Origin of the sequence: Rhodobacter sp. SY28-1 (assembly GCF_005222785.1) — a bacterium.
Taxonomy (GTDB): Bacteria; Pseudomonadota; Alphaproteobacteria; order Rhodobacterales; family Rhodobacteraceae; genus Tabrizicola.
In genome coordinates this window covers 706,277-731,056 of the sequence record NZ_STGH01000001.1, presented here as the reverse complement: position 1 = coordinate 731,056, position 24,780 = coordinate 706,277, and the positions used below count along the sequence as shown (strand labels likewise).

24 protein-coding genes are annotated in these 24,780 nt (G+C 65.7%); 12 read left to right on the top strand and 12 right to left on the bottom strand.

All coding sequences use genetic code 11. The features are described from left to right. Positions 1–54 precede the first annotated feature (54 nt). The 5 genes from ytfQ (at position 55) to E8M84_RS03635 (ending at position 5,394) form a co-directional block, all read left to right on the top strand. On the top strand, positions 55–1,026 hold the full coding sequence (ytfQ, locus tag E8M84_RS03655) for a galactofuranose ABC transporter, galactofuranose-binding protein YtfQ (protein WP_137109804.1): 972 nt from the start codon (positions 55–57) through the stop codon (positions 1,024–1,026). Positions 1,027–1,133: 107 nt separating this feature from the next. Then, positions 1,134–2,654 carry a sugar ABC transporter ATP-binding protein gene (locus E8M84_RS03650; protein WP_137109803.1) on the top strand — a complete coding sequence of 507 codons (1,521 nt, stop codon included), beginning with the start codon at positions 1,134–1,136 and terminating at the stop codon, positions 2,652–2,654. Then, entirely contained in the window at positions 2,651–3,697 is a 1,047-nt protein-coding gene (locus tag E8M84_RS03645; RefSeq protein ID WP_240790275.1) for an ABC transporter permease, read from the top strand. The genes E8M84_RS03650 and E8M84_RS03645 overlap by 4 nt, the downstream gene beginning before the upstream one ends. Further along, the gene (gene yjfF, locus E8M84_RS03640; protein WP_137109802.1) at positions 3,694–4,653 is read left to right on the top strand and encodes a galactofuranose ABC transporter, permease protein YjfF; all 960 of its coding nucleotides are present in this window, start codon (positions 3,694–3,696) and stop codon (positions 4,651–4,653) included. The genes E8M84_RS03645 and yjfF overlap by 4 nt, the downstream gene beginning before the upstream one ends. An 18-nt stretch (positions 4,654–4,671) precedes the next feature. After that, the gene (locus E8M84_RS03635) at positions 4,672–5,394 is read left to right on the top strand and encodes a FadR/GntR family transcriptional regulator (protein WP_137109801.1); all 723 of its coding nucleotides are present in this window, start codon (positions 4,672–4,674) and stop codon (positions 5,392–5,394) included. A gap of 29 nt (positions 5,395–5,423) precedes the next feature. On the opposite strand, the gene E8M84_RS03630 is transcribed toward E8M84_RS03635, so the two are convergent. Then, a complete protein-coding gene (locus tag E8M84_RS03630; protein WP_137109800.1) occupies positions 5,424–6,248 on the bottom strand; it encodes an ABC transporter permease in 825 nt (274 codons plus the stop codon). Positions 6,249–6,358: 110 nt separating this feature from the next. On the opposite strand from E8M84_RS03630, the gene cysQ reads away from it, so the two are divergent. From cysQ to E8M84_RS03595, 7 genes are all read left to right on the top strand, one after another. Beyond that, positions 6,359–7,165, top strand: coding sequence for a 3'(2'),5'-bisphosphate nucleotidase CysQ (gene cysQ, locus E8M84_RS03625; RefSeq protein ID WP_137109799.1), 807 nt, complete (start codon positions 6,359–6,361; stop codon positions 7,163–7,165). Further along, complete coding sequence (locus E8M84_RS03620; RefSeq protein ID WP_137109798.1) at positions 7,162–7,953, top strand: 3-deoxy-manno-octulosonate cytidylyltransferase; 792 nt, start codon at positions 7,162–7,164, stop codon at positions 7,951–7,953. The genes cysQ and E8M84_RS03620 overlap by 4 nt, the downstream gene beginning before the upstream one ends. 176 nt (positions 7,954–8,129) lie before the next feature. Beyond that, on the top strand, positions 8,130–9,026 hold the full coding sequence (gene galU / locus E8M84_RS03615) for a UTP--glucose-1-phosphate uridylyltransferase GalU (RefSeq protein ID WP_137109797.1): 897 nt from the start codon (positions 8,130–8,132) through the stop codon (positions 9,024–9,026). A gap of 3 nt (positions 9,027–9,029) precedes the next feature. Beyond that, entirely contained in the window at positions 9,030–10,130 is a 1,101-nt protein-coding gene (locus E8M84_RS03610) for a glycosyltransferase family 2 protein (protein WP_346763678.1), read from the top strand. A gap of 37 nt (positions 10,131–10,167) precedes the next feature. Then, positions 10,168–11,178, top strand: a complete 1,011-nt coding sequence (locus tag E8M84_RS03605; RefSeq protein ID WP_137109796.1) for a glycosyltransferase family 2 protein — start codon at positions 10,168–10,170, stop codon at positions 11,176–11,178. 26 nt (positions 11,179–11,204) lie between these two features. Further along, the gene (locus E8M84_RS03600; protein ID WP_137110819.1) at positions 11,205–12,884 is read left to right on the top strand and encodes a beta-1,6-N-acetylglucosaminyltransferase; all 1,680 of its coding nucleotides are present in this window, start codon (positions 11,205–11,207) and stop codon (positions 12,882–12,884) included. 1 nt (position 12,885) lies between these two features. Beyond that, positions 12,886–14,274: a nodulation protein NodH gene (locus tag E8M84_RS03595; protein ID WP_137109795.1), complete on the top strand. Its 1,389-nt coding sequence runs from the start codon at positions 12,886–12,888 to the stop codon at positions 14,272–14,274. 339 nt (positions 14,275–14,613) lie between these two features. On the opposite strand, the gene E8M84_RS03590 is transcribed toward E8M84_RS03595, so the two are convergent. The 11 genes from E8M84_RS03590 to E8M84_RS03540 form a co-directional block, all read right to left on the bottom strand. Further along, positions 14,614–15,078 carry a PTS sugar transporter subunit IIA gene (locus tag E8M84_RS03590; RefSeq protein WP_137109794.1) on the bottom strand — a complete coding sequence of 155 codons (465 nt, stop codon included), beginning with the start codon at positions 15,076–15,078 and terminating at the stop codon, positions 14,614–14,616. A gap of 33 nt (positions 15,079–15,111) precedes the next feature. Further along, entirely contained in the window at positions 15,112–15,687 is a 576-nt protein-coding gene (hpf, locus tag E8M84_RS03585) for a ribosome hibernation-promoting factor, HPF/YfiA family (protein ID WP_137109793.1), read from the bottom strand. 225 nt (positions 15,688–15,912) lie between these two features. Beyond that, positions 15,913–16,686, bottom strand: a complete 774-nt coding sequence (lptB, locus tag E8M84_RS03580) for an LPS export ABC transporter ATP-binding protein (protein WP_137109792.1) — start codon at positions 16,684–16,686, stop codon at positions 15,913–15,915. After that, positions 16,686–17,177, bottom strand: a complete 492-nt coding sequence (locus tag E8M84_RS03575) for an LptA/OstA family protein (RefSeq protein WP_137109791.1) — start codon at positions 17,175–17,177, stop codon at positions 16,686–16,688. Before E8M84_RS03575 ends, lptB begins: the two co-directional genes overlap by 1 nt. Positions 17,178–17,200: 23 nt before the next feature. Next, entirely contained in the window at positions 17,201–17,803 is a 603-nt protein-coding gene (gene lptC / locus E8M84_RS03570) for an LPS export ABC transporter periplasmic protein LptC (RefSeq protein ID WP_137109790.1), read from the bottom strand. 2 nt (positions 17,804–17,805) lie between these two features. Further along, the gene (locus tag E8M84_RS03565) at positions 17,806–18,768 is read right to left on the bottom strand and encodes an SIS domain-containing protein (RefSeq protein WP_137109789.1); all 963 of its coding nucleotides are present in this window, start codon (positions 18,766–18,768) and stop codon (positions 17,806–17,808) included. After that, complete coding sequence (locus tag E8M84_RS03560; RefSeq protein ID WP_137109788.1) at positions 18,749–19,363, bottom strand: ribonuclease D; 615 nt, start codon at positions 19,361–19,363, stop codon at positions 18,749–18,751. The genes E8M84_RS03565 and E8M84_RS03560 overlap by 20 nt, the downstream gene beginning before the upstream one ends. A 486-nt stretch (positions 19,364–19,849) precedes the next feature. Next, entirely contained in the window at positions 19,850–20,941 is a 1,092-nt protein-coding gene (locus E8M84_RS03555) for a flagellar basal body P-ring protein FlgI (protein ID WP_137109787.1), read from the bottom strand. Beyond that, the gene (locus tag E8M84_RS03550) at positions 20,938–21,936 is read right to left on the bottom strand and encodes a flagellin (protein ID WP_170971845.1); all 999 of its coding nucleotides are present in this window, start codon (positions 21,934–21,936) and stop codon (positions 20,938–20,940) included. Before E8M84_RS03550 ends, E8M84_RS03555 begins: the two co-directional genes overlap by 4 nt. Then, complete coding sequence (gene flgK, locus E8M84_RS03545; RefSeq protein WP_137109785.1) at positions 21,936–23,399, bottom strand: flagellar hook-associated protein FlgK; 1,464 nt, start codon at positions 23,397–23,399, stop codon at positions 21,936–21,938. Before flgK ends, E8M84_RS03550 begins: the two co-directional genes overlap by 1 nt. Before the next feature lie 6 nt (positions 23,400–23,405). Continuing rightward, positions 23,406–24,713, bottom strand: coding sequence for a flagellar hook protein FlgE (locus tag E8M84_RS03540; protein ID WP_137109784.1), 1,308 nt, complete (start codon positions 24,711–24,713; stop codon positions 23,406–23,408). Positions 24,714–24,780: the final 67 nt, after the last annotated feature.

Sequence of the window (24,780 nt, the reverse complement as noted above, 5' to 3'; positions counted from 1 at the left end):
GTCCTTGCAGCCACCCTGAGGAGAGTGGCCAAAGTTTCCATCGGGAGGAAAATCATGAACGTTTTCAAGACTCTCGCGCTTGGCGCGGGACTGAGCGGGCTGTTGCTTTCGGCCGCCTACGCCGAAGGCCTGCAGGGCAAGGTCATCGGCTTCTCGCAGATCGGGTCGGAGTCAGGCTGGCGTGCCGCCGAGACCTCGGTGACCAAGCAGGTCGCCGCTGAACTGGGGATCGACCTCAAGTTTGCCGACGCCCAGCAAAAGCAGGAAAACCAGATCAAGGCGATCCGCGGCTTCATCGCCCAGGGCGTCGACGCGATCCTGGTTGCCCCGGTCGTGGCCACCGGCTGGGAAGAGGTTCTGACCGAAGCCAAAGAGGCCAACATCCCCGTCGTCCTTCTGGACCGCGGCATCGAAGGCCCGGAAGACCTGTATCTGACCTCGGTCGCCTCTGACCAGGTCAAGGAAGGCCGCGTCGCCGGTGAATGGCTGGTCGGCGCTGTCGGCGACAAGCAGTGCAACGTGGTCGAACTGCAGGGCACCGTGGGCTCCTCGCCCGCGATCAACCGCAAGCAGGGCTTTGAAGAGGCGCTGGCGGGCAAGGCCAACCTGACGATCACCCGCAGCCAGACCGGCGACTTCACCCGTTCCAAGGGCAAGGAAGTCATGGAAGGCTTCATCAAGGCCGAAGACGGCGGCAAGAACATCTGCGCGGTCTACGCCCACAACGACGACATGGCCGTGGGCGCGATCCAGGCGATCAAGGACGCAGGCCTGAAGCCGGGCACGGATATCCTCGTCGTCTCGATCGACGCGGTCCCCGATATCTTCGCCGCGATGGTCGCCGGTGAAGCCAACGCCACGGTCGAACTGACGCCGAACATGGCGGGCCCAGCCTTCGCGGCGCTGGACGCCTATCTGAACAACGGCACCGTGCCCGAGAAGTTCATCATCACGGAATCGAAGTTGTACACCCCGGCTGACGATCCGCAGGGCGAATACGACCGCCGCAAAGGCCTCGGATACTAGGTTTCCTCCCCGAGGTGCCGCCGGGCAAAGCTGAGGGGCTTTGCCCGGCGGAATTGCATTATCCGCAGGATAAGCGGACAGTTGCCTGAAAGATGAGGGAGGCGGGAATGTCTGAGCCAGCCGCAAGGCCGGTGCTGGAGGCGCGGGGGATCGTCAAGATCTTCGGCCAGCACCGCGCATTGGACACCGTGGATTTCACCGCCAACGCCGGCGAAGTGCATGCGCTTCTGGGCGAGAACGGTGCGGGCAAGTCGACCCTGATCAAGATCCTGACCGGGGCCTACCAGCCAGACGGCGGCGAACTGCTTCTCGACGGCCAGCCCATTTCGCTGCGCGACCCGTTGCACGGGCAGGGCTACGGCATCGGCACCGTGTACCAGGAAGTGAACCTCCTGCCCAACCGCTCAGTCGCCGAAAACCTTTTTCTCGGCCGGCAGCCGACCCGCTTCGGCCTTGTCGACCGCAAGAAGATCGACGCACAGGCGCGTGAGCTTCTGTCGCGCTACGGCCTCGACATCGACGTCCGGGCCGAGCTTTCGGAATACTCCGTTGCCGTCCAGCAGATCGTCGCCATCGCCCGCGCGGTGGAACTGTCGGGCAAGGTCCTGGTCCTTGACGAACCCACCGCCAGCCTTGACCGCAACGAGGTGCAGCGCCTGTTCGAGGTGGTGCGCGGGCTGAAGGCCAACGGCCTCGCGATCATCTTCATCACCCATTTCCTGGATCAGGTCTTCGACCTTGCCGACCGCGTCACCATCCTGCGCAACGGCAGGAAGGTCGCCTCGCAGGCGCTGGACACGCTGAACACCACTGATGTCGTCCGCATGATGCTGGGCAAGGACGTGGCCTTCGAACACCACCCGACCGCACTGGCCGGGGCGACCCGCGGCCAGGTCCGCGTCGCCTTCAAGGGGTTAAACCGCAAGGGCCTGTTGCCCTTCGACCTGACCGTCCACGAAGGCGAGGTCGTGGGCGTCGCGGGCCTCCTCGGCTCAGGCCGGACCGAGGTCGCGCGGCTGATGTTCGGCGTCGATGGCTCGGACGGCGGGCAGATCCTGGTCGACGGCCAGCCCGTCACCATCCGCAACCCCGCGCAGGCCGTGGCCGCGGGCTTCGGCTTCTGCCCCGAGGACCGCAAGATCGACGGCATCTTCGGCGACCTTTCGGTGCGCGAAAACATCATCATCGCGCTGCAGGCCAAGCTGGGCTGGTTCAAGGCCCTGAACCGCGAGGACCAGGTCGAACTTGCCGGCCGCTATGCCGAGGCCCTGGACATCCGCGCCGCCAACCATGACATGCCGGTGAAACTCCTGTCCGGGGGCAACCAGCAGAAGGTCATCCTCGCCCGCTGGCTGGCCATCGACCCGACCTTCCTGATCCTCGATGAGCCCACGCGCGGCATCGACGTGGGCGCCCATGCCGAAATCGTCCGCACCATCAACCGCCTGCGCGAAGAAGGCCTCGCCCTCTTCGTCATCTCGTCCGAACTGGACGAAGTCGTCGCCTATTCCAACCGCGTCGTCGTGATGCGCGACCGCGAGATGGTGGCCGAGCTTGACGGCGACGCCATCGCCCCCGACGCAATCGTGCAAGCCATCGCCGGAACACCACAAGAGGCCCGCTCGTGACCCGCCCGACCGTCGACATCCGACCGACCACCCAGCCGCCCCTGCCGCCCTCGCGGCCCCTGACCCATTTCTTCACCCGGCCGCAGGTCATCGCGCTGGCCGCCGTCCTGCTGGTCAACTGGATCCTGTTCCCCGGCTTCTTCACCATCACCTGGCAGGACGGCCGCTTTTTCGGCAGCCTGATCGATGTGCTGAACCGTGGCGCGCCCGTTGCGATCCTCGCCATCGGCATGACCATGGTGATCGCGACCAAGGGCGTTGACCTGTCGGTCGGCGCGGTCATGGCGATCAGTGGAGCCGTTGCCGCCGTCATGGTCTCGTCGGGCTATCCCGCCTGGATAGCCGTGCTGGCGGCCCTTGGCACGGGGTTGATCTGCGGGCTGTGGAACGGGATCCTTGTCACCGTGCTGGAAATCCAGCCGATCATCGCGACGCTGGTCCTGATGGTCGCGGGCCGGGGTCTCGCCCAGTTGGTGACCGAAGGCTACATCGTCACCTTCAGCGACCCCGTCCTGATCTTCATCGGCACCGGGTCGTTCCTGGGCTTCCCGATGCCAGTGGTCATCGCCGCCGTCATGATGATCGCCGCCACCCTGATCGTCCGCCGCACCGCCCTTGGCCTTCTGATCGAGGCGGTGGGCGTCAACCGGTCCGCCGCGCGCTTTGCGGGCCTGTCGGCCGGGGCGCTTCTTCTCATCGTCTACACCTTCGCGGGCCTGTGCGCCGCGATCTCGGGCCTGATCGTCGCCGGGGACATCCGGGGCGCCGACGCCAACAACGCGGGCCTCTGGCTGGAACTCGACGCCATCCTCGCCGTCGTCATTGGCGGCACCTCGCTGATGGGCGGGCGCTTCTCGATCCCGATGGCCGTCCTTGGCGCGATGATCATCCAGGCGATGAACACCGGCATCCTGATCTCGGGCTTCAGCCCACAGTTCAATCTTGTGGTCAAATCCGCCGTCATCATCGTGATCCTTGTCATGCAATCGCCCCTGTCGGCGCAGCTTTTCCGCCGCCGCACGCCTCCCGGAGCGTCGAAATGAACCGTAGCCTGCGCCCCTTGCTGGCGACCGCCCTGATCTTCCTGTTCGCCTACTTGCTGGCCGTCCTGCAGCACCCGAACATGCTGTCGACCCGGGTTCTGGGGAACTTCCTGACCGACAATGCCTTCCTTGGCATTGCAGCTGTCGGCATGACCTTCGTGATCCTGTCGGGCGGGATCGACCTGTCCGTGGGGGCCGTCATCGGTTTCACCACTGTCCTCGTCGCCGTCCTGATCATGTGGCTGAACCTGCACCCGATCCTGGCCTTCGCCATTGCCCTGATCGTCGCCACCGCCTTCGGCGCGATCATGGGGGCCGCGATCCACTATCTTCGGGTCCCAAGTTTCATCGTCACCCTTGCGGGCATGTTCCTTGCAAGGGGGGGTGCTTCGGTCCTTTCCCCTGACTCCATAGGGATCGAGCACCCGTTTTTCACCGCCGTGCAGAAAAGCTACATCCTCCTGCCCGGCGGAGGCCGCCTGACAGTGGTCGGCATCATCATGCTGGTCGTCTTTGCGGTCGCGATCCTCCTGGCCCACCGCACCCGCTTTGGCTCCAACGTCTATGCCTTGGGCGGGTCCGAGACCTCGGCTGCCCTGATGGGTGTCCCTGTCGCCCGCACCACCATCTCGATCTACGCGCTGTCGGGTTTCCTCGCCGGTCTCGCCGGGGTGGTCTTCTCGCTCTATACCTCGGCTGGCTATTCGCTGAACGCCCTCGGGGTCGAGCTTGACGCCATCGCCGCTGTCGTCATCGGCGGCACGCTTCTGACCGGCGGCTACGGCTTTGTCGCGGGCACCTTCATCGGCGTCATGCTGCAGGGATTGGTGCAAACCTACATCGTCTTCGATGGAACGCTGTCCAGCTGGTGGACCAAGATTGTGGTCGGTGTGCTTTTGTTTATGTTCATCGTGCTGCAACGGCTGGTCTTCCGGGCCGGGCCGCGCCGAACGTAACCTTTTGGGCCAGGTGACATGAGCGAACCCGGGAGCCTAATCCGAACGCTCTCCGGGCGACAATCGGCGCGGAACTTCCATTCCTACGTCATCAACGAGGTCGGCCGCGCCATCGTCTCGGGCGGCATGCCGGTTGGCTCCAGCCTCCCGGGCGATGCCGAGATGATGGACCGCTTTGGCGTATCGCGCACCGTGCTGCGCGAGGCCTTGAAGACGCTGGAGGCGAAGGGTCTGGTCGAGGCGCGCGCCAAGGTCGGGACCCGCGTGTTGCCGCAATCGCGCTGGAACCTGTTCGACCGGCAGATCCTGACCTGGAAGCTGGAAAGCGGCCCCTCGCCTGCGTTTCTGGACGCCTTCCGGCTGGTGCGCGAAGGCCTGGAAATCCAGGCCGCCCGCCAGGCCGCGCTGCACCGCGAGGCGGAACATGTCCGGCTCCTCTACTACTGGCTGAACCAGCGCAGCGTGATGGCGCACCAGCCCGAACCCTTTGCCCTGGCCGAGTTCGAGATCCACCGCGTCATCGCCGAGGCGTCAGGCAACCCGTTCCTGCGCGCCGCGACCGCGCTCCTGGAGTTCGGCATAGCCCATGCGGTGCAAGGCCGGTTGACCCAGGACCTGCTTGCCCCGCCGGGCGGTCTGGGGACCGAGAAGACCCCGCTCTACGAGGCGCTGGTTGCCGCTGTCGAACGCGGCGATCAGGACCTTGCCGCCGCCAGGATGGCCGAGCTTCTGGCCCCGTGATCGCGGGGCTCAGGTCCCTGCCCGACCGATCAGTTCCGCTTGTTCCAGCTGGCCGAGGCATGCTGCCGGGTGAAGAATTCCGCCATCAGGCCGATCATCACGCAGACCAGCGCACAGTAGATCGCATAGTCATAGCTGGTGTAGCGCGGCGTGTAGTTCAGGAAGATGAACCCCCGCGCCTGGTCGATGGTGTGGAACAGCGGGTTCCAGTCGAACCAGTCGCGTCGGCTGGGCGACAGGTTGTTCGCCAGCACCATCTTGCCCGAAGCGATGACATTCGCCCGCTGATACAGCGTCTTCAGGATGCCCACCGTCTCGGGCTGCCAGGGCATCGCCGACAGGAAGATCATGCCGATCCCGACCCCGGTGAACCAGGACAGAAGGTACATCCCCATCATCCCCACCGGCTCGTCGATGGTGATCGGGTTCCACATCGCGTGATAGACGAACAGGATGACGCCCGCCGCCAGCGTCTGCTGGTACAACGACCCCAGCGCCGCCCCCATGATCGAGATGATCGGGTTCATCGGCGCATGCATCATCATGGCAGAGGTCGGACCTTCGGCCTGCGCCACCGCACCGATCGCCTTGATATGCGTCATGAACATGAAGACGCCCGACATCACATACAGCATGAAATCGCCGCGCACCGCGATGCGGCGCAGGCCGAACAGGCTCATCATGAAATACATGATCATCAGCATCAGCAGCGCCTGCACGATCGCCATGACCAGCCCGAGGACGGCATTGTGATGCGTCTTGCGCATCTTCCGCACGCCGGCATGGTAGATCAGCTCCAGGGTCTCAAACCCCAGGCTGAACCAGGATCGCTCGTACTTCTTGTGTCGGAACATGCGGCCTGCTTTCCTCCGGTGCGGCATCCTGCAACAGGAAATCTTGCCGTTCCGTTGACGCCGAAGGATAAGGGCGCCCAACGCGTTGTTCAATCACCACGGGAGCGGACATGGATTTTGCTGAACTGATGCCGCTTTTCCGCCAATTGGCGCTGCAGGCGGGCGACAAGATCATGGAGATCTACGCCCGCCCCGATTTCGAGGTCCGCGCCAAGGGTGACGCCTCGCCGGTGACCGAGGCCGACGAGGCCGCCGATGCCGTGATCTCTGCCGGTCTGCGCGCGGCTTTTCCTGATGTGACCTTGATCACCGAGGAACAGGCGGCCAGCCACGCCCAAACCGCCAGCACCTTCTTCATCGTCGATCCCTTGGACGGCACAAAGGAATTCGTCCAGCGCCGCGGCGATTTCACCGTCAACATCGCCTATGTGCAGGACGGCGTGCCCCTGCACGGCATCGTCTACGCCCCCGCCAAGGGGCGCCTGTTCTATAACTTGCCGGTCGGCCAAGCCGTAGAGGAAATCCCCTATCTAGGTCTGGACAAGCACTCGGTTGAGCATGTTGGATTGCTGAACGAACTGCACGTCTCGACCCCCGACAACGCCGCCCTGATGGTGGTCGCCTCGAAGTCCCACCGCGACCAGGCGACCGACGACTACATCTCTCGCTATGCCGTCCGCGACATGACCTCTGCGGGCTCCAGCCTGAAGTTCTGCCTTGTGGCGACCGGAGAGGCCGACCTTTACCCCCGTCTTGGCCGCACCATGGAATGGGACACCGCCGCCGGAGACGCCGTCCTGCGCGGTGCGGGCGGCCATGTCGTAAGGTTCGACGACCACCAGCCGCTGGCCTATGGCAAGCCCGGCTGGGACAACCCGTTCTTCATCGCCTATGCCCCCGGGGTTACGCTCAAATGAAAACCCTCATCGCCATTCCGGCCCGCTTCGCCTCCACCCGCTATCCCGGCAAGCCGCTGGTCACCCTGCGCGGTCCCGATGGGGAAAAGACCCTGATCCGCCGCAGCTGGGAGGCCGCGACCTCCGTGCAGGGCATCGACCGCGTCGTTGTCGCCACCGATGATGACCGCATCGCCGATCACGCCAGCGCCTTCGGGGCCGAAGTGGTGATGACCTCGTCGGACGCCCGCAACGGCACCGAACGCTGCGCCGAGGTTGCCGCCAAGCTGCCCGGCTTCGATGTCATCGTGAACCTGCAGGGCGACGCCCCCCTGATCCCCGCCTGGTTTGTCGAGGATCTGGTCAAGGGCCTGACCAGCGACCCGCAAGCCGACATCGCCACCCCGGTCCTGCGCTGCGACGGGCGCGCGGTCGCGGGCTTTCTGGCCGACCGCCGCGCCGGTCGTGTCGGCGGCACCACTGCCGTCTTCGGTGCCGGGGGACGGGGGCTCTATTTCTCCAAGGAAGTCATCCCTTATCTCGGGCGCGACTACGCCCGGGACGAACCCACCCCGGTCTTCCACCATGTCGGCGTCTACGCCTATCGCCCCGCTGCACTGGCCGCTTACCCGTCCTGGCCCATCGGCCCGCTGGAAACCCTGGAAGGGCTGGAGCAGCTTCGTTTCCTGGAAAGCGGCCGCAACGTCCTCTGTGTCGAGGTCCAGTCTCGCGGCCGCCAGTTCTGGGAGTTGAACAACCCCTCCGACGTGCCGATCATCGAGGCGATGCTGGCCGAGATGTCCGCATAAAGGCGCTGCTTCAGGCATGGATTGTCGTCAGGCTGTCGTTTTTTGGTGCGAAATCGGCCTGACTGGTGCAGTTTACGAATATTGCCGCGGCGCTGCCCGTTTAAGGTCAGATTCGACTGCGAAACGCATTGCGTTGGATAGATTGCTTTAGGCCGGACAGGGTTAGGACGAGTCAGATGAAGACCAGAAAGATCACCAAGGCAGTATTCCCGGTGGCGGGCCTCGGCACCCGATTCCTGCCTGCAACCAAGTCGATCCCGAAAGAGATCATGACTCTCGTCGACCGGCCGCTGATCCAGTATGCCATCGACGAAGCCCGGGCTGCCGGGATCAAGGAATTCATCTTCGTGACCTCGCGCGGGAAATCCGCGCTGGAGGACTACTTCGACCACGCCCCGGAACTGGAATCCGAGCTGAAGAAGAAGAACAAGACCGACCTTCTGGACATCCTGAAGGACACGAACATGGATTCGGGCGCCATCGCCTATGTCCGCCAGAACCGCCCGATGGGTCTGGGCCACGCGGTCTGGTGCGCCCGCCGCCTGATCGGGAACGAACCCTTTGCCGTCCTCTTGCCCGATGACGTGATCGCCGCCGAAACCCCCTGCCTGCAGCAGATGGTCGAGGCCCATGCCGAAACCGGCGGCTGCATGGTTGCCGCGATGGAAGTCGCGCCGAAGAAGACCTCCAGCTACGGCATCCTCGACATCGCCGAGGACAACGGCCAGATCGTCAAGGTCAAGGGCATGGTGGAAAAGCCGAAAGCAGGCGACGCACCGTCGAACCTGGCCGTCATCGGACGCTATATCCTGACGCCCAAGGTGTTGACCAACCTGAACAAGATCAAACAGGGCGCGGGCGGGGAGATTCAGCTGACCGACGCCATCGCGCAAGAGACGAAGAAGAAGGACGGCGTCTTCGGCCTGCGCTTCCGCGGCCAGCGCTATGACTGCGGGTCCAAGATCGGCTTCCTGCAGGCCACCGTCGCCTTCGGCCTGTCGCGGCCCGAATTCGGGCAGGAGTTTGCGGATTTCCTGAACGATCTGACCGCCATGCAAAAGGCTGCGCAATAGGCTTTGGCGACCCGGGGCGAGAACACCAGCTTTCCCCGGGGCCTGCCCCATGCCTGCGCCATAGGTGAACTTGACCAGCCCCCGACCGGCCTGACCGCCGTGCTTCTGGCGATGAAGAACCGCCGCCGCCGCCAAAAGCTGTTGCTGCGTGCCTGGCGCAAACGCCGCCAACTGGCCGCCGTGACGGACCGCCTGGCCCAGATCGCCCCCGGCGACATCCTCTGCTTTATCTGCCTGCGCAACGAGGCCCAGCGCCTGCCGCATTTCCTGGCGCATCACCGCGCCTTGGGTGTGCGCCACTTTCTGGCCGTCGACAATGCCAGCACCGACGGATCGGGCGCGCTTCTGGCCAGTCAGCCGGACGTCTCGCTCTGGCGGACCGATGCCAGCTACAAGGCCTCGCGCTTCGGGATGGACTGGCTGACCTGGCTGATGCTGCGGCACGGGTCGGGGCATTGGTGCCTGACACTGGATGCGGATGAACTCCTCATCTACCCCTACTGGCAGACCCGCCCCCTGCCTGCCCTGACCGGCTGGCTGGAAGGCCAGGGCCGTCATTCCTTTGGCGCGCTGACAGTGGACATGTATCCCGAAGGCCCGGTGTCGCAGGGTCAGGTCGCACCCGATGACGATCCGCTGGACCATCTCTCATGGTTCGACGCGGGGAACTACCAGGTTCAGGTCCAGCCCCGGATGCGGAACCTCTGGGTGCAGGGGGGCGCCCGGGCACGGGCGTTCTTTGCCGACCAGCCCCGCCTTGCGCCGACCCTGAACAAGATCCCGCTGGTTCGCTGGCACTGGCGACAGGTCTATGTGAATTCGACTCACTCCCTGCTGCCGCCGAACCTCAATGAGGTCTACTCAACCGATGGAGGAGAGCTGACCTCCGGCATCATCCTGCACACGAAATTCCTGCCCGAGATCACCCGCCGCTCGTCTGAAGAAAAGGCCAGAGGCGAGCATTTCGGCAACGGTTCGCAGTACACCGCGTATTACAACCGGCTGATCCAAGACCCGGTGTTGCATACGTCGAGGTCAACTCGCTACACCGGCTGGCGACAGCTGGAGGCCATGGGCCTGATGTCGCGGGGCGGCTGGATATGACACGAAATGGCCGACATCCCGGCCCCTTGGGTGAACCATGGGCCTGATCTCGCTGATCCGACTACGGACACGTCGCCGCTATCTTCTGGCCCGCGCGTTTCGCCGCCGCCGTCAGCTGTCCCCGGTCGCCGACCGCACCGCCACGCTGGCCGCCCAGCCGATCCTCCTGTTCTCCACGATGCGCAACGAACGCATCCGTCTGCCCTATTTCCTGTCCTACTACCGCCGCCTCGGGATCGACCACTTCCTGATCGTCGACAACGGCTCGGACGACGGCACCCGCGAATACCTCGCCGAACAGCCCGACGTCTCGGTCTGGACCACGCAGCACAGCTACAAACGCTCGCGCTTCGGGATGGACTGGCTGATGCACCTCCTCCGCCGCCACGGCCACGGGCGCTGGTGCCTGACCGTCGACGTGGACGAATTCCTCGTCTACCCGTTCTGCGAAACCCGCCCTCTGCGTGCCCTGACCGACTGGCTGGACAGCGCCGAAACCCCCAGCTTTTCCGCGATGATGCTGGACATGTATCCCAAGGGCGCGATGCACGAACAGCCCTACCGCGAAGGTCAGAACCCGTTCGAGATCGCCCAGTATTTCGACAGCGGCAACTACGTCATCAACCGCAATCCCCTGTATCGCAACCTCTGGATCCAGGGCGGCCCCCGCGCCCGCCTGTTCTTCTCGGATCGCCCGAAACACGCCCCGGCGATGAACAAGACGCCCTTGGTGAAATGGCACCGCTCCTACGCCTATGTCTCATCGACCCACATGATGCTGCCCCGCGCACTGAACCTGACCTACGACGACCAGGGCGGCGAGCGTCCCTCCGGAGTCCTCCTCCACGCCAAGTTCCTCGACACCTTTGCCGCCAAGGCCGCCGAGGAACTGGCCCGCGGCCAGCACTATGCCGAAAGCCACGAATACCGCGCCTATCGCGAAGGCATCGCCCGCGAACGCGATCTCTGGTGCAATTGGAGCGAGAAATATGTCAACTGGCGTCAGCTGGAGGTTCTGGGCCTGATGTCGAAAGGAAACTGGGCGTGACGGACTGCGCGGCCCTTGGCGTCGTGATGTTGTGCCACGCGGCGCTGGACCGCGCGGCGCAACTTGCGCGGCACTGGGCCTCGCACGGCTGCCCCGTCGTCATCCACGTCGACGCCCGCACGTCGCAGGACCAGTTCGACGCGCTGCAGGCCGCCCTGAAGGACCTGCCCGACATCCGCTTTTCCCGCCGCACCCCCTGCGAATGGGGCACCTTCGGCATCGTCCAGGCGACGATCGACGCCAGCACGCAGATGCTGGCCGACTTCCCCGCCGTCTCCCACATCCTCCTCGCCTCCGGCTCCTGCCTGCCGATCCGCCCCGTCCGCGCGCTCCAGGCCCACCTGGCCCGGCACCCGCACACCGACTTCATCGAAAGCGTGACCACCGCCGATGTCGGCTGGACCGTCGGCGGGTTGAACGAGGAACGCTTCACCCTGCGCTTCCCCTTCGCCTGGAAACGCCAGCGGAGGCTTTTCGACGGCTACGTCACCCTGCAACGCATCTTACGCTTTCGCCGCCGCCTTACAACCGGGCTTGTCCCCCACCTCGGCAGCCAATGGTGGTGCCTGACCCGCCCCACGCTGGAAGCGATCCTGCACCACCCCGACCGCCCGCTCCTCGACCGCTATTTCCGCCGCGTCTGGATCCCCGACGAAAGCTATTTCCAAAGCCTCGTCCGCCAGGTCTCCACCCGGATCGAAAGCCGGTCCCTCACCCTGTCCAAGTTCGACTACCAGGGCCGGCCCTACACCTTCTACGACGATCACCTGCACCTTCTGCGCCAGACCGATGCCTTCATCGCCCGCAAGATCTGGCCGCAGGCAGACCTCCTCTACCGCACCTTCCTGACCCCCGACGGCGACCGCGCGCTCGCCTCCGAACCCAATCCCGGCAAAATCAACCGCCTCTTTGCCAAGGCCGTCGAACGCCGCGTCAAGGGCCGCCCCGGGCTTTACATGCAAAGCCGCTTCCCGACCCGCGCCCGCGGCGGCACGCAATCCGCCGCCCCCTACGGCATCTTCTCCGGCTTTGCGGAACTTTTCCACGACTTCCAGCCCTGGCTCGCCCGCGCCCTGGACGCCCGGGTCCACGGCCATCTCTTCGCCTTCGACCGGGTCGAATTCGCGGACGGCGAAAGCGTGTTCAAGGGCGGCCTCTCCGACAGCCCGACCTTGCGCGACTACAACCCGAAAAGCTTCCTGACCAACCTGATCTGGACCACCCGCGGCGAAACCCAGTGCTTCCAGTTCGGCCCCGCCGACGAACAGGCCATCGTCCCCTTCATCGCCTCGGACCCCAACGCCACCATCTTCGCCATCACCGGCGCCTTTGCAGTGCCCCTCTGGCGCTCCGGCCAATCCGCCGCCCAAGTCCGGGGCGAAGCCGCCCGCCTGCAAAAGGTGGAATCCGATTTCCTGCATCAGTTGAACGGCCCCGAGACCAAGGCCCGCACCCGGATCTGGTCGCTGACCGACTTCATCGAGAACCCCGCCGAACCGCTGGAGCAGTTGGTCGACCTGTTGAACCCCCGCGCCGCGCATCGCGCCACCGATCTTCCGCAGCTTCTGCCCCTCAACGGTTTCGGCAGCTTCCTGCAGGACCTGCGCAATCAGGGCATGGCGCCGGTCCTGATGGGCGACTTCCCCTCGGACGCCGACCTTGCCCAGCCGGAACAGACCTTCGCCCGCCCCCGGATCGTGCGCTGAGATGCCCCGCTTCACCTCCTTCGTCGTCTTCGCCGAAATGCGCACCGGGTCGAACCTCTTGGAGGCGAACCTGAACGCGCTCCCCGGCGTCCACAGCCATGGCGAGGTCTTCAACCGCTACATCCTGGGCAAGAAGGACCGGACCGAGCTGTTCGGCATCACGATGGAGGAGCGCGACCGCGACCCCCGCTCCCTGCTTAGGAAACTGCGCGAGGAAACCGAAGGCCTGCCCGGCTTCCGCTTCTTCCACGACCACGACCTGCGCATCCTGGATGACGTGCTGCCCGATCCGGCCTGCGCCAAGATCATCCTGACCCGCAACCCGCTGGAAAGCTATATCAGCTGGAAGATTGCCCAGGCGACCGACCAGTGGAAGCTGACCAATGCCCGCCGCCTGAAGACCGCGAAGGTCCGCTTTGATGTGCCGGAATTCATCGGACTTCTGCGCGAGTTTCAGGCCTTCCAGCTCCTTTTGGTGCAGTCGCTGCAAACCACCGGGCAGACCGCCTTTTACCTCGATTACGAAGACCTCGGCTCGCTTGAGGTGCTGAACGGCCTTGCGGCCTTCCTTGGGGTCGAAGGGCGGGTGAAACAGCTGGACGACACGCTGAAAAAGCAGAACCCCGGGCCCTTGGAAGACAAGCTGGAGAACCCCGAAGCCATCGCCGAGGCCATCGCCTTGATCGACGTCTTCAACCTTGGCCGCACCCCCAGTTTCGAGCCGCGCCGGGCCGCAGGCGTGCCGACCGCGATCGCCTCCGAAACCGGCCTTCTGTTCTTCCCGATCCGATCCGGCCCCGCGACCGCGATCCGCGACTGGTTTGCCGCGCTTGGGGAGGTGACCGAAGGCTTCGAACAAAAGTCGCTCCGCCAGTGGAAGCGCAAGCATTCCGGCCACCGCAGCTTCACCGTCCTGCGCCATCCCCTGCTGCGCGCCCATGTCGCCTTCCGCCGCAAGATCGTCCTGGCCGAAGCGCAGGACCTCCGTCGCATCCTGATCAACGGCTTCCTCGCCGAATTGCAGCCCCCGGGTGAGCCCTTTGCGACCCCGGAAGCCGAACGCGCCGCGTTCCTGATCTTCCTCAACTACTGCCGTCTTGCCATCGGCGGCCAGACCGGCGCCCGCGTCGACCCCAGCCTTGCCAGCCAGACCGCGCTGGTGCAGGGGATGGCGGGCTTCCAACCGCTCGACCACCTTCTGCGCGAAGACCGCCTTGCCGAAGGCCTCGCCGCCCTTGCGGCCGAGGCTGGCGTCGCCCCGCCCGCCCTCACTGCCGATCCCGCCGAAACCGCGCTCCTGTCGATCTGGGACGAATCTCTGGAATCCGCCGCAGCCGAGGCCTACGCCCGCGATTACATGGGCTTCGGCTTCACCCGCTGGAAAGCCTGAAGCGACCGGTCCTCACCCCGAAAGTCCTCCAAGCTGATTTGCCCTCTTCCAAATACTCCCGCCGGAGGCCACGACAGCTCGACTTGGCACGCCGCCGCTCCAGGCTGACCAACATCGCCATTCGCGTCCCCTCTCTCTCCTTCAGGGGCAGGGCCAGGGAGGGGGTCCCTGCCAAATCAGAAAGCGCAACGATGCCACCCCGCGTCCCCTCTCCCCCAGGGGGGAGAGGGTCAGGGTGAGGGGGAATCCGCCCGCGGTCAGGGACTAAGAAACACCTAAAGCCCGCGACCAAGCCTTTGATTTGAAAAGGAACCTATAGCTTGTCCACCGTGGACAGGCTCAGGCCGCCTGCGGCGCCCGCGCCTCGGTCAGGATCGCGTACAGCTTGGCCGGGTCCGAATTCGCCCGCAGCTTTGCCACCACACCCTGGTCCCGCATCGTCCGGCTGACCAGCGCCAGCGCCTTCAGATGGTCGACCCCGGAATCCTTGGGCGCGAAGAGGCCGAAGACCAGGTCCACCGGCTGGCGGTCGACGCTGTCATAGTCCAGCGGCTTTTCCAGCCGCACGAAGACCCCGATGATCCCCTTCAGGTCCTCCAGCCGGGCATGGGGCAGTGCGATGCCATGCCCCACGCCGGTCGGCCCCAGGGTTTCCCGTTCCTGCAACCCGTCGATTGCCGCCGCCCCATTCAGCCCATAGGCCTGCGCCGCGATCTCGCCCAGCTCCTGAAACAGCCGCTTCTTCGACGTGAACTGGCCGACCACGCGGACAGCACCTGGCACCACTAGCTTGGAAAGTTCCATGGGTCGGCGATTTTCCTGCGTCACTGGGACGCGTTACTTGCTGTTGCGAGGGTCGATCCAGCCGATGTTCCCGTCATCCCGACGATACACCACATTCACGCCCCCATGGCCTTCGTTCCGGAACACCAGCATCTTCTGACCCGCCAGCTCCATCTGCATCACGGCTTCGCCCACGGTGATCGAAGGGATCTTCGTCTCCATCTCGGCGATGACCACGGGCTGCAGGCTTTCGGGCTCAGTTTCCTCGGCATCCTCGGTTGCGGCGAGGATATACGAGGACGCCCCGCCGAATTCAACAGGCCCCGCACGGTGGTTGTGGTGGTTCCGGATCCGCCGCTTGTAGCGGCGCAGCTGCTTGTCCATCTTCTCGCGGCAGGATTCGAAGGCCGCATAGATCTCGGACGCATGCCCCTTGGCCTGCGCGGTCAGCCCGGTCGACAGGTGGATCACCGTCTCGCAGACGAACTCATGCGCAACCCGCGAGAAAACCACGACACATTCGGTCGGCCGTTGCGCATACTTCTCAACGACCTCACCCAGTTCCGCCTTCACATGGGTCTGAAGAGCCTCACCAACGTCGATCTGTTTCCCGCTGATCTGGTAACGCATGATCTCTCCTTTTCGCATGCCGACGACCGCCTCCGGGTTACGCCCGGTGCGACCGTCCTTCCGGTAATGGGCAGAAAAAACGTCGCGTCACACCGTCTCTGCCGGGTGGAGCCACCGCAGAATGCCGACCGGAGACATGGTCATGTAACGCGCTCATTGACGTCATTTGGCGCTACCCTTGCCCGAGTTGTCAACCGAATCGATTGCCGCAGTTCGGGGGGCCGCCTAGACGATGCGGAAGTTCTCGCCCAGATAGACCCGGCGCACGGTTTCGTCCCGCACGACCTCGTCCGTGGTGCCCGACATCAGCACCTTGCCGTCGTGCAGGATGTAGGCCCGATCCACGATTTCCAGCGTTTCCCGGACGTTGTGGTCGGTGATCAGCACCCCGATCCCCCGCGCCTTCAGATCGTGGACCAGGTGGCGGATTTCCCCCACTGCGATCGGGTCCACGCCGGCAAAGGGTTCGTCCAGCAGCAGGTATTTCGGATCCGCCGCCAGGCAGCGCGCGATCTCCACCCGCCGCCGCTCCCCGCCCGACAGGGCCAGCGCCGGGGTCCGCCGCAGGTGGGTGATCGAAAATTCCGACAGAAGCTCCTCCAGCCGTTCCCGCCGCTTGTGGCGGTCCGGCTGCACGATCTCCAGCACGGCCAGGATGTTGTCTTCCGCCGACAGGCCCCGGAAGATCGAGACCTCCTGCGGCAAATAGCCGATCCCCAGCCGGGCGCGGCGGTACATCGGCAGCGCGGTCACGTCCTTGCCGTCGATCAGGACCTGCCCGCCTTCCGGCATCACCAACCCGGCGATGGAGTAGAAGCAGGTCGTCTTCCCCGACCCGTTCGGCCCAAGCAGCGCCACGACCTCGCCCCGGCGCAGGTCCAGACTGACATCCCGGATCACCGGCCGCTTCTTGTAGCTTTTGCGCAAGGACCGGACCTGCAGCCCGGCACTGCCATCGGTCACCGTCAGTTCAGGCCGCTGGGACGCTGCCACCACCATCAGTTACCCCCCGGCACGAAGGTCGTCGTCACCCGACCCTCCATGATCCCGGTCCCATCCTTGAGGTTGATCGTCAGCTTTTGCCCAGCCATCGCAGACGGCCCCTGCGTCAACAGCACATCGCCCGACAGCACGATCACTCCGCTGTCGATGGTATAGACCGCCTCCCGCGCCTCGGCCGCATCGCCAAGGTTGGTCACCGTCACCCCGCCCGAGGCGACGAGTTTCTCGATGTCGTTCTGCTCGGTCCCGTAGGTCACCATCACCTCGGCTGCCGCCAGCTTCATCTCACCCTGGGTGACCACGACATTGCCGCTGAACACCGCCGAGCCATCGGCATTGTTCACCGCCAACTGATCCGCCGTCACCTGCACCGGCAGGGTCGTGTCCTGGTTCAGATCGCCAAAGGCGATCTTCTGCTGCGCGGGTGCGCCCGTCGCCAGAAGGGCAAGTCCGACAGCCAGACCGAAAGACCGAAGCGTGAATGCCATGCGAAAAACCTCTGCGAGCCTGTCTAGCCGCCGGGCTGGTATACCAGCCGTACGCCGCCATTGAAAACCAGAACATAGGCACCCGGGGTCCGGGGATCCTGACTTAGCACCATCCGGTCCGCGCGGATGTCCCCGGCAGGGCCTGTCGCGGTGACCGGCGCCCGGCTTTCCAGCCCAGTCCGGTCCAGCTTGGCCGCCATTTCCGCCGTCTCAAGCCGGTAGCCGGAGGAGGTCGTGACCACCACGCCCCCCGAAAGCACCACCTCGCGCGCCGCCGGGTCCATCCGGGCCGTCACCGCGGTCAGATCGGTGCGCGACCCATCCGGCGTGGCAAGTTCCAGCAGCAGCCCCGCTGCCGCTGCTGGAGTGCCCTCGGCCGCCGGACGCGCCTCGTCCGCCGACAGGGTCAGGGCCGACCCGTCCGAGGTCGTGCCCGCATAGGTCGGCGCCGTCATGCGCGGCTCACGCGCCAGGTCCTCGACATCGACCTCGGCATAGGGCAGCGCCGCCTCGGGGTCTATGCGGCGCGCAACCAGGAACAGCGTCGACAGGATCGCCAGCGCCGCCAGCGGCAGAGCAACCTTCAGCCAGCCCACCACCCGCGTGTGCGTGTCGGCCCGTGCCATCGTCACGCGACGCCCGCGCGCAGGCAATCATGCACATGCAGGATGCCGATCGCCTTGCGGCTGTCCGGGGCGGTGACCAGAAGACAGGTGATCTTGCGGTCGTTCATCAAGGCCAGTGCCTCACCCGCCAGCGCATCCGGGCCGATCGTGCGGGGGTTCGCCGTCATCACTTCACCCGCCTTGTGCAGCATCAGCCCTTCCAGATGCCGCCGCAGGTCGCCGTCGGTAATGATGCCCACCAGATCACCTTGGTCATCCGCGACGCCGACGACACCAAAGCCGCGCTTCGTTATCTCGACCAGCACCTCACCCATCGCCAGTCCCTCGGCCACCAGCGGCGGGTTGTCGTGCATCAGGTCGCGTACTTTCAGCAGTCGCGCCCCCAGTTTGCCGCCGGGGTGGAACATGCGGAAATGGTCTGGCGTGAAGGCGCGGTGTTCCATCAGCGCGACGGCCAGCGCATCGCCCAGGGCCAGAGTCATCGTGGTCGAGGTGGTGGGGACGATCCCCTTTTCGCAGGCCTCGGGCACGTCTGGAAGCAAAAGCCCCACCGTCGCCTGCCGCATCAGCGTCGAACCCTTGCGACTGGTGATCGCGATCAGCGGAATGGCAAAGCGCTTGGCATGGGCCAGCATGTCTGCAAGCTCCGGCGTCTCGCCCGAGTTCGACAGGACCAGAAGCACATCGCCCTCGGCCACCATGCCCAGATCGCCATGGCTCGCCTCGGCCGGGTGGACGAAATGCGCAGGCGTGCCCGTGCTGGCAAAGGTCGCCGCGATTTTCCGCGCGACATGGCCCGACTTGCCCATCCCCGACACGATCACCCGCCCCTTGGCCGCCATCAACAGGCTGACCGCCCGGGCAAAGCTGTCGTCCAGCGCCCCGGCCAGCACGTCAAGCGCCCCCGCCTCGCGGCGGATCACCCGGCGGCCGGTGGCGAGAAGGTCAGTGGAGGTAGATGTCATTGGCGTCTTCCCAGCCGAGAAGATCCAGCTCGGCCCGAGTCGGCAGGAAGGCAAACAGCCTTTGCGCCAGGTCGAGCCGGTCCTCGCGGATCAGGCGGGCCTCAAGCTCAGCCTTCAGCTGGTGGAGGTACAAGACGTCCGACGCGGCATATTCCTTCTGCGCCTCGGTCAGAGTGACCGAGCCCCAGTCGCTCGTCTGTTGCTGTTTCGACACGTCGACGCCAACAAGGTCGGCCAGCAGGTACTTCAGCCCGTGCCGGTCGGTGAAGGTGCGGATCAGCTTTGACGCGATCTTGGTGCACCAGACCGGAGAGGTGGTGACGCCGAAAGCCTTCTTCATCACCGCGATGTCAAAGCGCCCGAAATGGAACAGTTTCAGCGTGGCGGGGTCGGTCAGCAGCCGTTCAAGATTGGGCGCGCGGGTCTGGCGCTTGGCGATCTGTACCAGATGCGCATCCCCATTGCCATCCGACAGCTGCACGACACACAGCCGGTCCCGGCGCGGGTCAAGGCCCATGGTCTCGGTGTCGATGGCAACGACGGGGCCAAGGGTCAGCCCGTCGGGAAGGTCGTTCTGGTACAGGTGAATGGTCAATTCGGTGCTCTTTCTTGGGTTATCCCCGGATTACGCCCCCCGCCCGGAAGGGTCAACTGCGGCCCTCTCGCCGCTGCGCGGGGCCGCTTGTCGGTGCACGTCGAGCCTCCGCGCTGCAAAGGCGCTCGTGGCCTGGGAGTGGGCTATGTCTACCTGGCGACAGGCCTGTATCCCTGGCCCACGATCGCCCGTCTCGCACCGCCGACAACCGAGTCCACCCGTCGCGGTATCGCGGGTGCGGCCTTCCTGTCGGCTCCTTTGAGCTCTTGACCTTACCCTCACGCCCGCCCGTTCCGGGAGTCCGTCCCGATGTGCCGCCCCGGCAAAAGGACCAGAAACCACCGCCGCCACCCCGCGTCCCCTCTATCCCTGGGGGAGAGGGCCAGCGTGAGGGGCCTGCCGCGTCAGGGTTAACGAAACCCAAACACCAACAAGCAAGCCATTGATTCCAATAGCGAACAGATTCTGCCCACGCAGGACCGCGGGTCAGTTGACCACAAACTCGGCGTGCAGGGCCCCCGCCGCATTGATGCTTTTCAGGATGTCGATCATGTCGTGCGGGGCCACCCCCAGCGCGTTCAGCCCGGCGACCACCTCGGCCAGATCGGTCCCGCCCCGGATCTCGGCCAGCCCGGTCCCGTCCTTGGCAATCTCGGCATTCGACCGGGGGACCACCACCGTCTCACCTTCCGAGAACGGGTTGGGCTGGATGACCAGCGGGCTCTCCTCGACCCGCAATGTAAGGTTGCCCTGCGCCACCGCGACCCGGCTGATCCGCACATCGGCCCCCATCACGATGGTCCCCGACCGCTGGTCCACCACCACCCGTGCCCGCGTCTCGGGCTCCACCAGAATGCCTTCCAGCCGCGCCAGCACATGCGCGGGCGACCGCATGCCAGTCGCCCCGATGTCGACCGCAACCGTGCCCGCATCCTGCATCTCGGCCACCCGCCCGCCGAATTCAGCGTTCACCGCCCGCTCGATCCGTTCGGCCGTAGTGAAATCCGCCGCCTTCAGCGCCAGCCGCAGCACCGGCAGGCCTGCGAAATCGAACTCCACCTCCCGCTCCACCCGCGCGCCCGAAGGGATCACCCCCGCCGTCGGCACCCCTTGCGTCACGCCGGCCGCCTCGCCACCAGCCGAAACCCCGCCAGCGAGAATCGAGCCTTGCGCGACCGCATAGATCTGCCCGTCCGCCCCGTTCAAGGGCGTCATCACCAGCGTGCCTCCCAGCAGGCTTTTCGCATCGCCGATGGCCGAGACCGTGACATCGATCCGCCCCCCCGCCCGCGCAAAGGGCGGCAGTTGCGCGGTCACGAAGACGGCCGCGACGTTCTTCGGCCGGAACTCTTCACCCGTGACATTGGCCCCCAGCCGCTCCAGGAGGTTGGCCATGATCTCTTCGGTGAAAGGCGCGTTGCGCAACCCGTCGCCGGTGCCGTTCAGGCCCACCACCAGGCCATAGCCCACCAGGTCGTTGCCGCGGACGCCGTCGAATTCGACCAGATCCTTGATGCGGATCGGCTCGGCCGCGGTCGAAGTCGCAAGGAACAGAAGCACAAGGAACAGGCGGATCATCGGATGTACTCCGTAAGGCTCAGGCGCGAGACGCGGGCGGTGACGAGGTAGAGCGATTCAAGCTGCGCCCGGATCGTTTCCAGCCGGGTTGCGGCCTCGTAAGGATCGACCGAGCCGATGTCCGACCGCAGGATGCCAAGCGAGGTTTCCTCGGAGGAATTGCGGGTGCGGGCGGCCTCGATCTGCGCCTCGACCGTGCCGATCCGGGCGGAGAGGGTGATGCGATCCTCTTCGCTGCGGGTCAGGCTTTGCCCGGCCGTCGCCGCAAGGCGGGCCCGTTCCTCCGGATTGCCCGCCAGGATGCCACGATCGAGAAGGGCGGCCATCGCCAGCCCGGCCAGCGTGTCGCGGATCGCCGGGTCCATGGCGGTCGTCGACAGGTCCGCCACCTCACCCGGGGCGACCGGAGCCCCGGTCAGCGCCGCGCCGCCCTGATAGAAAGCACCATAGCCCAACGGGTCATCAAACCAGGTCACCACCGCCGCAGCCACCTGCCCCGCCGTCGTTGCTCCAACCGCCGCCGTCTCCAGCGCGGCCAGCAGGTCATCGGCTGTCTCGAGGGGCACGGTGTCGGTCGCCTGCCCCGCAAAGATCGCGCGCCCCGAGACCTGGGTGTTCAACAGCCCGATGGCCGAGCCGAGCCGCCCCCGGGCGTCCGAAGCAAGGGTGCTGATCTGGGCGGGGGTCGAGACATCGCGTGCGCCCATCAGTTGGGTCGAGATCCCGCTTGCCAGCTGCGACAGCCCAGTGATCGCCGATTGCTGCGCGGCGGTCTGAAAGGCCGCATCGGTGGCCGTTGCCTTGAAGGCCGCAAGGCGCGACAGACTGGCATCCACAGCCAGAAGCGGCGAGTAATCCCCGCGCAGGGCCAGCCCGATATCGGCATGCTTGCCGCTTGCCACCTCTTGCGAGGCGCGTTGCACCTGCCCGCGCAGGTCTGCCCCCTGGCGGGCCAGGATGTTCGTCAGGCTGGCGTCACCAACTGAAATGCGCATCATCCATCCAGCCTGATCAGGGTGTCGATCATGTCGGCCACGGCCTGGATGACCTTGGCATTGGCGGCATAGTTCTTCTCGATCACCAGAAGCTCCTGCATCTCGCGGTCGGTATCGATGCCGTTCTGCGCCTCAAGATCCGTCAGCGCCGTCAGCTTGGCGGCGGCAAAGGTCTGGTCCGACTGCGCCGAAAGCCGGCGGGCCGAGGCGTCGGAGATCAGATCGCCGGTCAGCGCGGCAAAGCTGCGGTTCCCGGCGGTAAAGGCGGTCGAGGACAGGGCGCGCGCGCCGGACAGCGCGCCGTGCAAGGCCTGCAGAATCGTTCCGTTTCCGGGTGGGCCCTCGGTCGCCGCACCCAGCCCATCGCGCAATCGGTACAGCGCCCCGCCCTGCGCAGGATCGGCCAGCGCATTCAGGCGCAGGCGCGACGAAAGGCCGACCTCGTTCAGCGGGTCGAAGGCCAGGCCCGCATCGGTGAACAGTCCCGGGTCTCCCGGCACCAGCGTCGGATCGACCCCGGCGGCCGAGAACCGTTCGACCAGATCCCGCGCGACGGCGTCCAGTTTACCTTGCGCCGTGACAGCCAGGTCATCGCGGACCGCAAACAGCGCGCCCAGCTTGCCGCCCAGGATGGGGCTGGCCGAGCCTTCCGTGTCATAGGGCCGCCCGTTGATCGTGATCCCCGACAGCCCGCCCAGCGCCTGGGTCATGTCGGGCGTGATGGTATGGGTTGCGGAAAAGCCGATGACCGAGGCAGAGCCTTCGAGCAGCGGCGCACCGCCCACGGTGAACAGCGCGATCTGGTTTAGGTCGCGCGGGATCTCGCGCACCGGGACGATGGCTGCGACCTGGTCGATCAGCCGTTGCCGTTCATCCAACAGCGCCGAGACATCGCGCCCCGCTCCGGTGAAGGACCGCAGCTCGACGTTCAGCTCGTGCAGCTGGCCCAGCGTCGCGTTCAGCTTGCCCACCTCCTCGCCGATACGACGGTCGGCGGTGGCGCGGGCCGACTGGATTTCGCCCGAGACCGAGGCCAGCCCGTCGATCAGCGAGCGCGCGGTGGCTGCGATGGTGCCCAGCCGCGCCTGCGATTCGGGGCGTCCGGTGGCCTCGACCAGGGCCTGGTCAAAGGCTGCAAGCCGCGCGGCAAGCGACCCGGCGCTATCGGGCGTGCCGAGGGCCTGCTCCATCCGCGCCAGGAACCCGGCCCGCACATCACGGTCGCCCCCACCGGCCTGCGCGATCCGGCGTTCCCCCAGAAGATGACGGTCCACGTCGCGCGTGACGCCCAGCACCTGCACCCCCTGCCCGGTGCCCGCCAGCACGGCCGACCCAAGCCCCACCTGCCGCCGGGCGTAGCCGGGCGTCGTGGCATTGGCCACGTTCGACGACAGGATTTCCGCCTGCCGCGAGGTGGCCGACAGGCCCGACAGGGCCCCGGCCAGGGCAGAGGTGATGCTCATCGCCTATCACCGCTTGATGTTGGTGGTTTCCTGCAGCATCTCGTCCACCGTCTGGATCACCTTGGCGTTCGACGAATAGGCGCGCTGGGTCTGGATCAGGCTGGTCAACTCGGCCGCAACGTCGGTCTTCGACCCCTCGCGCGAATAGCCCTGGATCGAGCCGGTCGGGCCGGACCCTGCGTCCCACAGGAAGAACGACCCCGAGTCGGGCGAGACCTGGTAGGTCTGGTTCGACAGCGACAGAAGGCCGTTGGGGTTCGGCACGTCGACCAGCGGGATCTGGTAGAGCCGCCGGGTAAAGCCTGTGTCGTAGGTCGCGTTGACATAACCCTTTTCGTCGACCTCGATCGTGGTCAGGTTGCCGACGGGCGAGCCGTTCTTGGTGATCGAGACCGGGGCGAAGTTGTCGGACAGCTGCGTCAGCCCGTTCGGGTCGCCCAGCCGGCCGATGCCCACCGTCATCGGTCCGCCCGCCACGGTCAGCGCCAGCGTACCGTCCGCCGGGTTGTAGGCGCCGCCTGAAACCACGGTGACCGAGGCCAGCGTGCCACCCGCGCCGCGGCTGTCGTCGAAGGTCAGGTTGTATTCGCCGATCAGGTTGCCGCCCCCGGCGCTGTCGCGGATCTGCATCGTCCACTGGTTCGACGAGCCGGTGGCTGGGACCACCGGCACGAAGGTGACTTCCAGCGATTCAGACGTGCCGAGGTTGCCGAAATATTCGACCGACAAGGGCGGCGGAACGGCGGTGGACCCGGCGACGGTATAGGTCGCGGGCAGGTTGACCCCGAGGTTCATCGTTGTCGTCGGGTCGCCCGCCGTCTGGTTGGTGTTGATCACGATCGGCACCAGCCCGGAAATCGTGTCGCGCGGGTTCGACGGGATCGTGCCATCGGCATCCGCCGGCCAGCCCAGCAGCACCAGACCGGAATCGGTTTTCAACACCCCGTCGGCATCGGTGCGGAAGCTGCCTGTGCGCGTCATCAGCAAGGGCGTGTCCGACAGAGCGTTGCCCAGCGACACCTGGTTGATCACCGGCAGCATGCCCCGACCGGCGATTGCCAGGTCCAGCGGATTGCCCGTGCCCACGAGATCGCCGCGTTCGTCGATCAGACGGACGGTCGAGGCCCGGACACCCCCCGCAGAATAGGTCCCCGCCCCGCGAGAGGAGGTGATGACCATGCTGGTGAAATCGGTCGAGGCGCGCTTGTAGCCATAGGTGCCCGAGTTCGCGATGTTGTCGGAAATCGAAGCGAGACGGGTGGCATTGGCATTCAGCCCGGCCACACCCGCGCTTAGCGAGGAGGAAATCGTCATGGAAAGCGCCTTTCTGCTGCTTCGCCCTTCGTTCCGGCAAAGCTGCACCCGGATCGCTTAACACCGC

What these genes read in the sequence shown, in the direction of transcription:
- E8M84_RS03540 (WP_137109784.1), bottom strand. Translation starts at nt 24,713, where the DNA reads ATGACGATTTCCTCCTCGCTAAGCGCGGGTGTGGCCGGGCTGAATGCC.
- galU (WP_137109797.1), top strand. Translation starts at nt 8,130, where the DNA reads ATGAAGACCAGAAAGATCACCAAGGCAGTATTCCCGGTGGCGGGCCTC.
- E8M84_RS03605 (WP_137109796.1), top strand. Translation starts at nt 10,168, where the DNA reads ATGGGCCTGATCTCGCTGATCCGACTACGGACACGTCGCCGCTATCTT.
- lptB (WP_137109792.1), bottom strand. Translation starts at nt 16,686, where the DNA reads ATGGTGGTGGCAGCGTCCCAGCGGCCTGAACTGACGGTGACCGATGGC.
- E8M84_RS03575 (WP_137109791.1), bottom strand. Translation starts at nt 17,177, where the DNA reads ATGGCATTCACGCTTCGGTCTTTCGGTCTGGCTGTCGGACTTGCCCTT.
- E8M84_RS03550 (WP_170971845.1), bottom strand. Translation starts at nt 21,936, where the DNA reads ATGCGCATTTCAGTTGGTGACGCCAGCCTGACGAACATCCTGGCCCGC.
- E8M84_RS03565 (WP_137109789.1), bottom strand. Translation starts at nt 18,768, where the DNA reads ATGACATCTACCTCCACTGACCTTCTCGCCACCGGCCGCCGGGTGATC.
- hpf (WP_137109793.1), bottom strand. Translation starts at nt 15,687, where the DNA reads ATGCGTTACCAGATCAGCGGGAAACAGATCGACGTTGGTGAGGCTCTT.
- lptC (WP_137109790.1), bottom strand. Translation starts at nt 17,803, where the DNA reads ATGGCACGGGCCGACACGCACACGCGGGTGGTGGGCTGGCTGAAGGTT.
- E8M84_RS03590 (WP_137109794.1), bottom strand. Translation starts at nt 15,078, where the DNA reads ATGGAACTTTCCAAGCTAGTGGTGCCAGGTGCTGTCCGCGTGGTCGGC.
- flgK (WP_137109785.1), bottom strand. Translation starts at nt 23,399, where the DNA reads ATGAGCATCACCTCTGCCCTGGCCGGGGCCCTGTCGGGCCTGTCGGCC.
- E8M84_RS03620 (WP_137109798.1), top strand. Translation starts at nt 7,162, where the DNA reads ATGAAAACCCTCATCGCCATTCCGGCCCGCTTCGCCTCCACCCGCTAT.
- cysQ (WP_137109799.1), top strand. Translation starts at nt 6,359, where the DNA reads ATGGATTTTGCTGAACTGATGCCGCTTTTCCGCCAATTGGCGCTGCAG.
- E8M84_RS03635 (WP_137109801.1), top strand. Translation starts at nt 4,672, where the DNA reads ATGAGCGAACCCGGGAGCCTAATCCGAACGCTCTCCGGGCGACAATCG.
- ytfQ (WP_137109804.1), top strand. Translation starts at nt 55, where the DNA reads ATGAACGTTTTCAAGACTCTCGCGCTTGGCGCGGGACTGAGCGGGCTG.
- E8M84_RS03555 (WP_137109787.1), bottom strand. Translation starts at nt 20,941, where the DNA reads ATGATCCGCCTGTTCCTTGTGCTTCTGTTCCTTGCGACTTCGACCGCG.
- yjfF (WP_137109802.1), top strand. Translation starts at nt 3,694, where the DNA reads ATGAACCGTAGCCTGCGCCCCTTGCTGGCGACCGCCCTGATCTTCCTG.
- E8M84_RS03650 (WP_137109803.1), top strand. Translation starts at nt 1,134, where the DNA reads ATGTCTGAGCCAGCCGCAAGGCCGGTGCTGGAGGCGCGGGGGATCGTC.
- E8M84_RS03630 (WP_137109800.1), bottom strand. Translation starts at nt 6,248, where the DNA reads ATGTTCCGACACAAGAAGTACGAGCGATCCTGGTTCAGCCTGGGGTTT.
- E8M84_RS03595 (WP_137109795.1), top strand. Translation starts at nt 12,886, where the DNA reads ATGCCCCGCTTCACCTCCTTCGTCGTCTTCGCCGAAATGCGCACCGGG.
- E8M84_RS03600 (WP_137110819.1), top strand. Translation starts at nt 11,205, where the DNA reads ATGTTGTGCCACGCGGCGCTGGACCGCGCGGCGCAACTTGCGCGGCAC.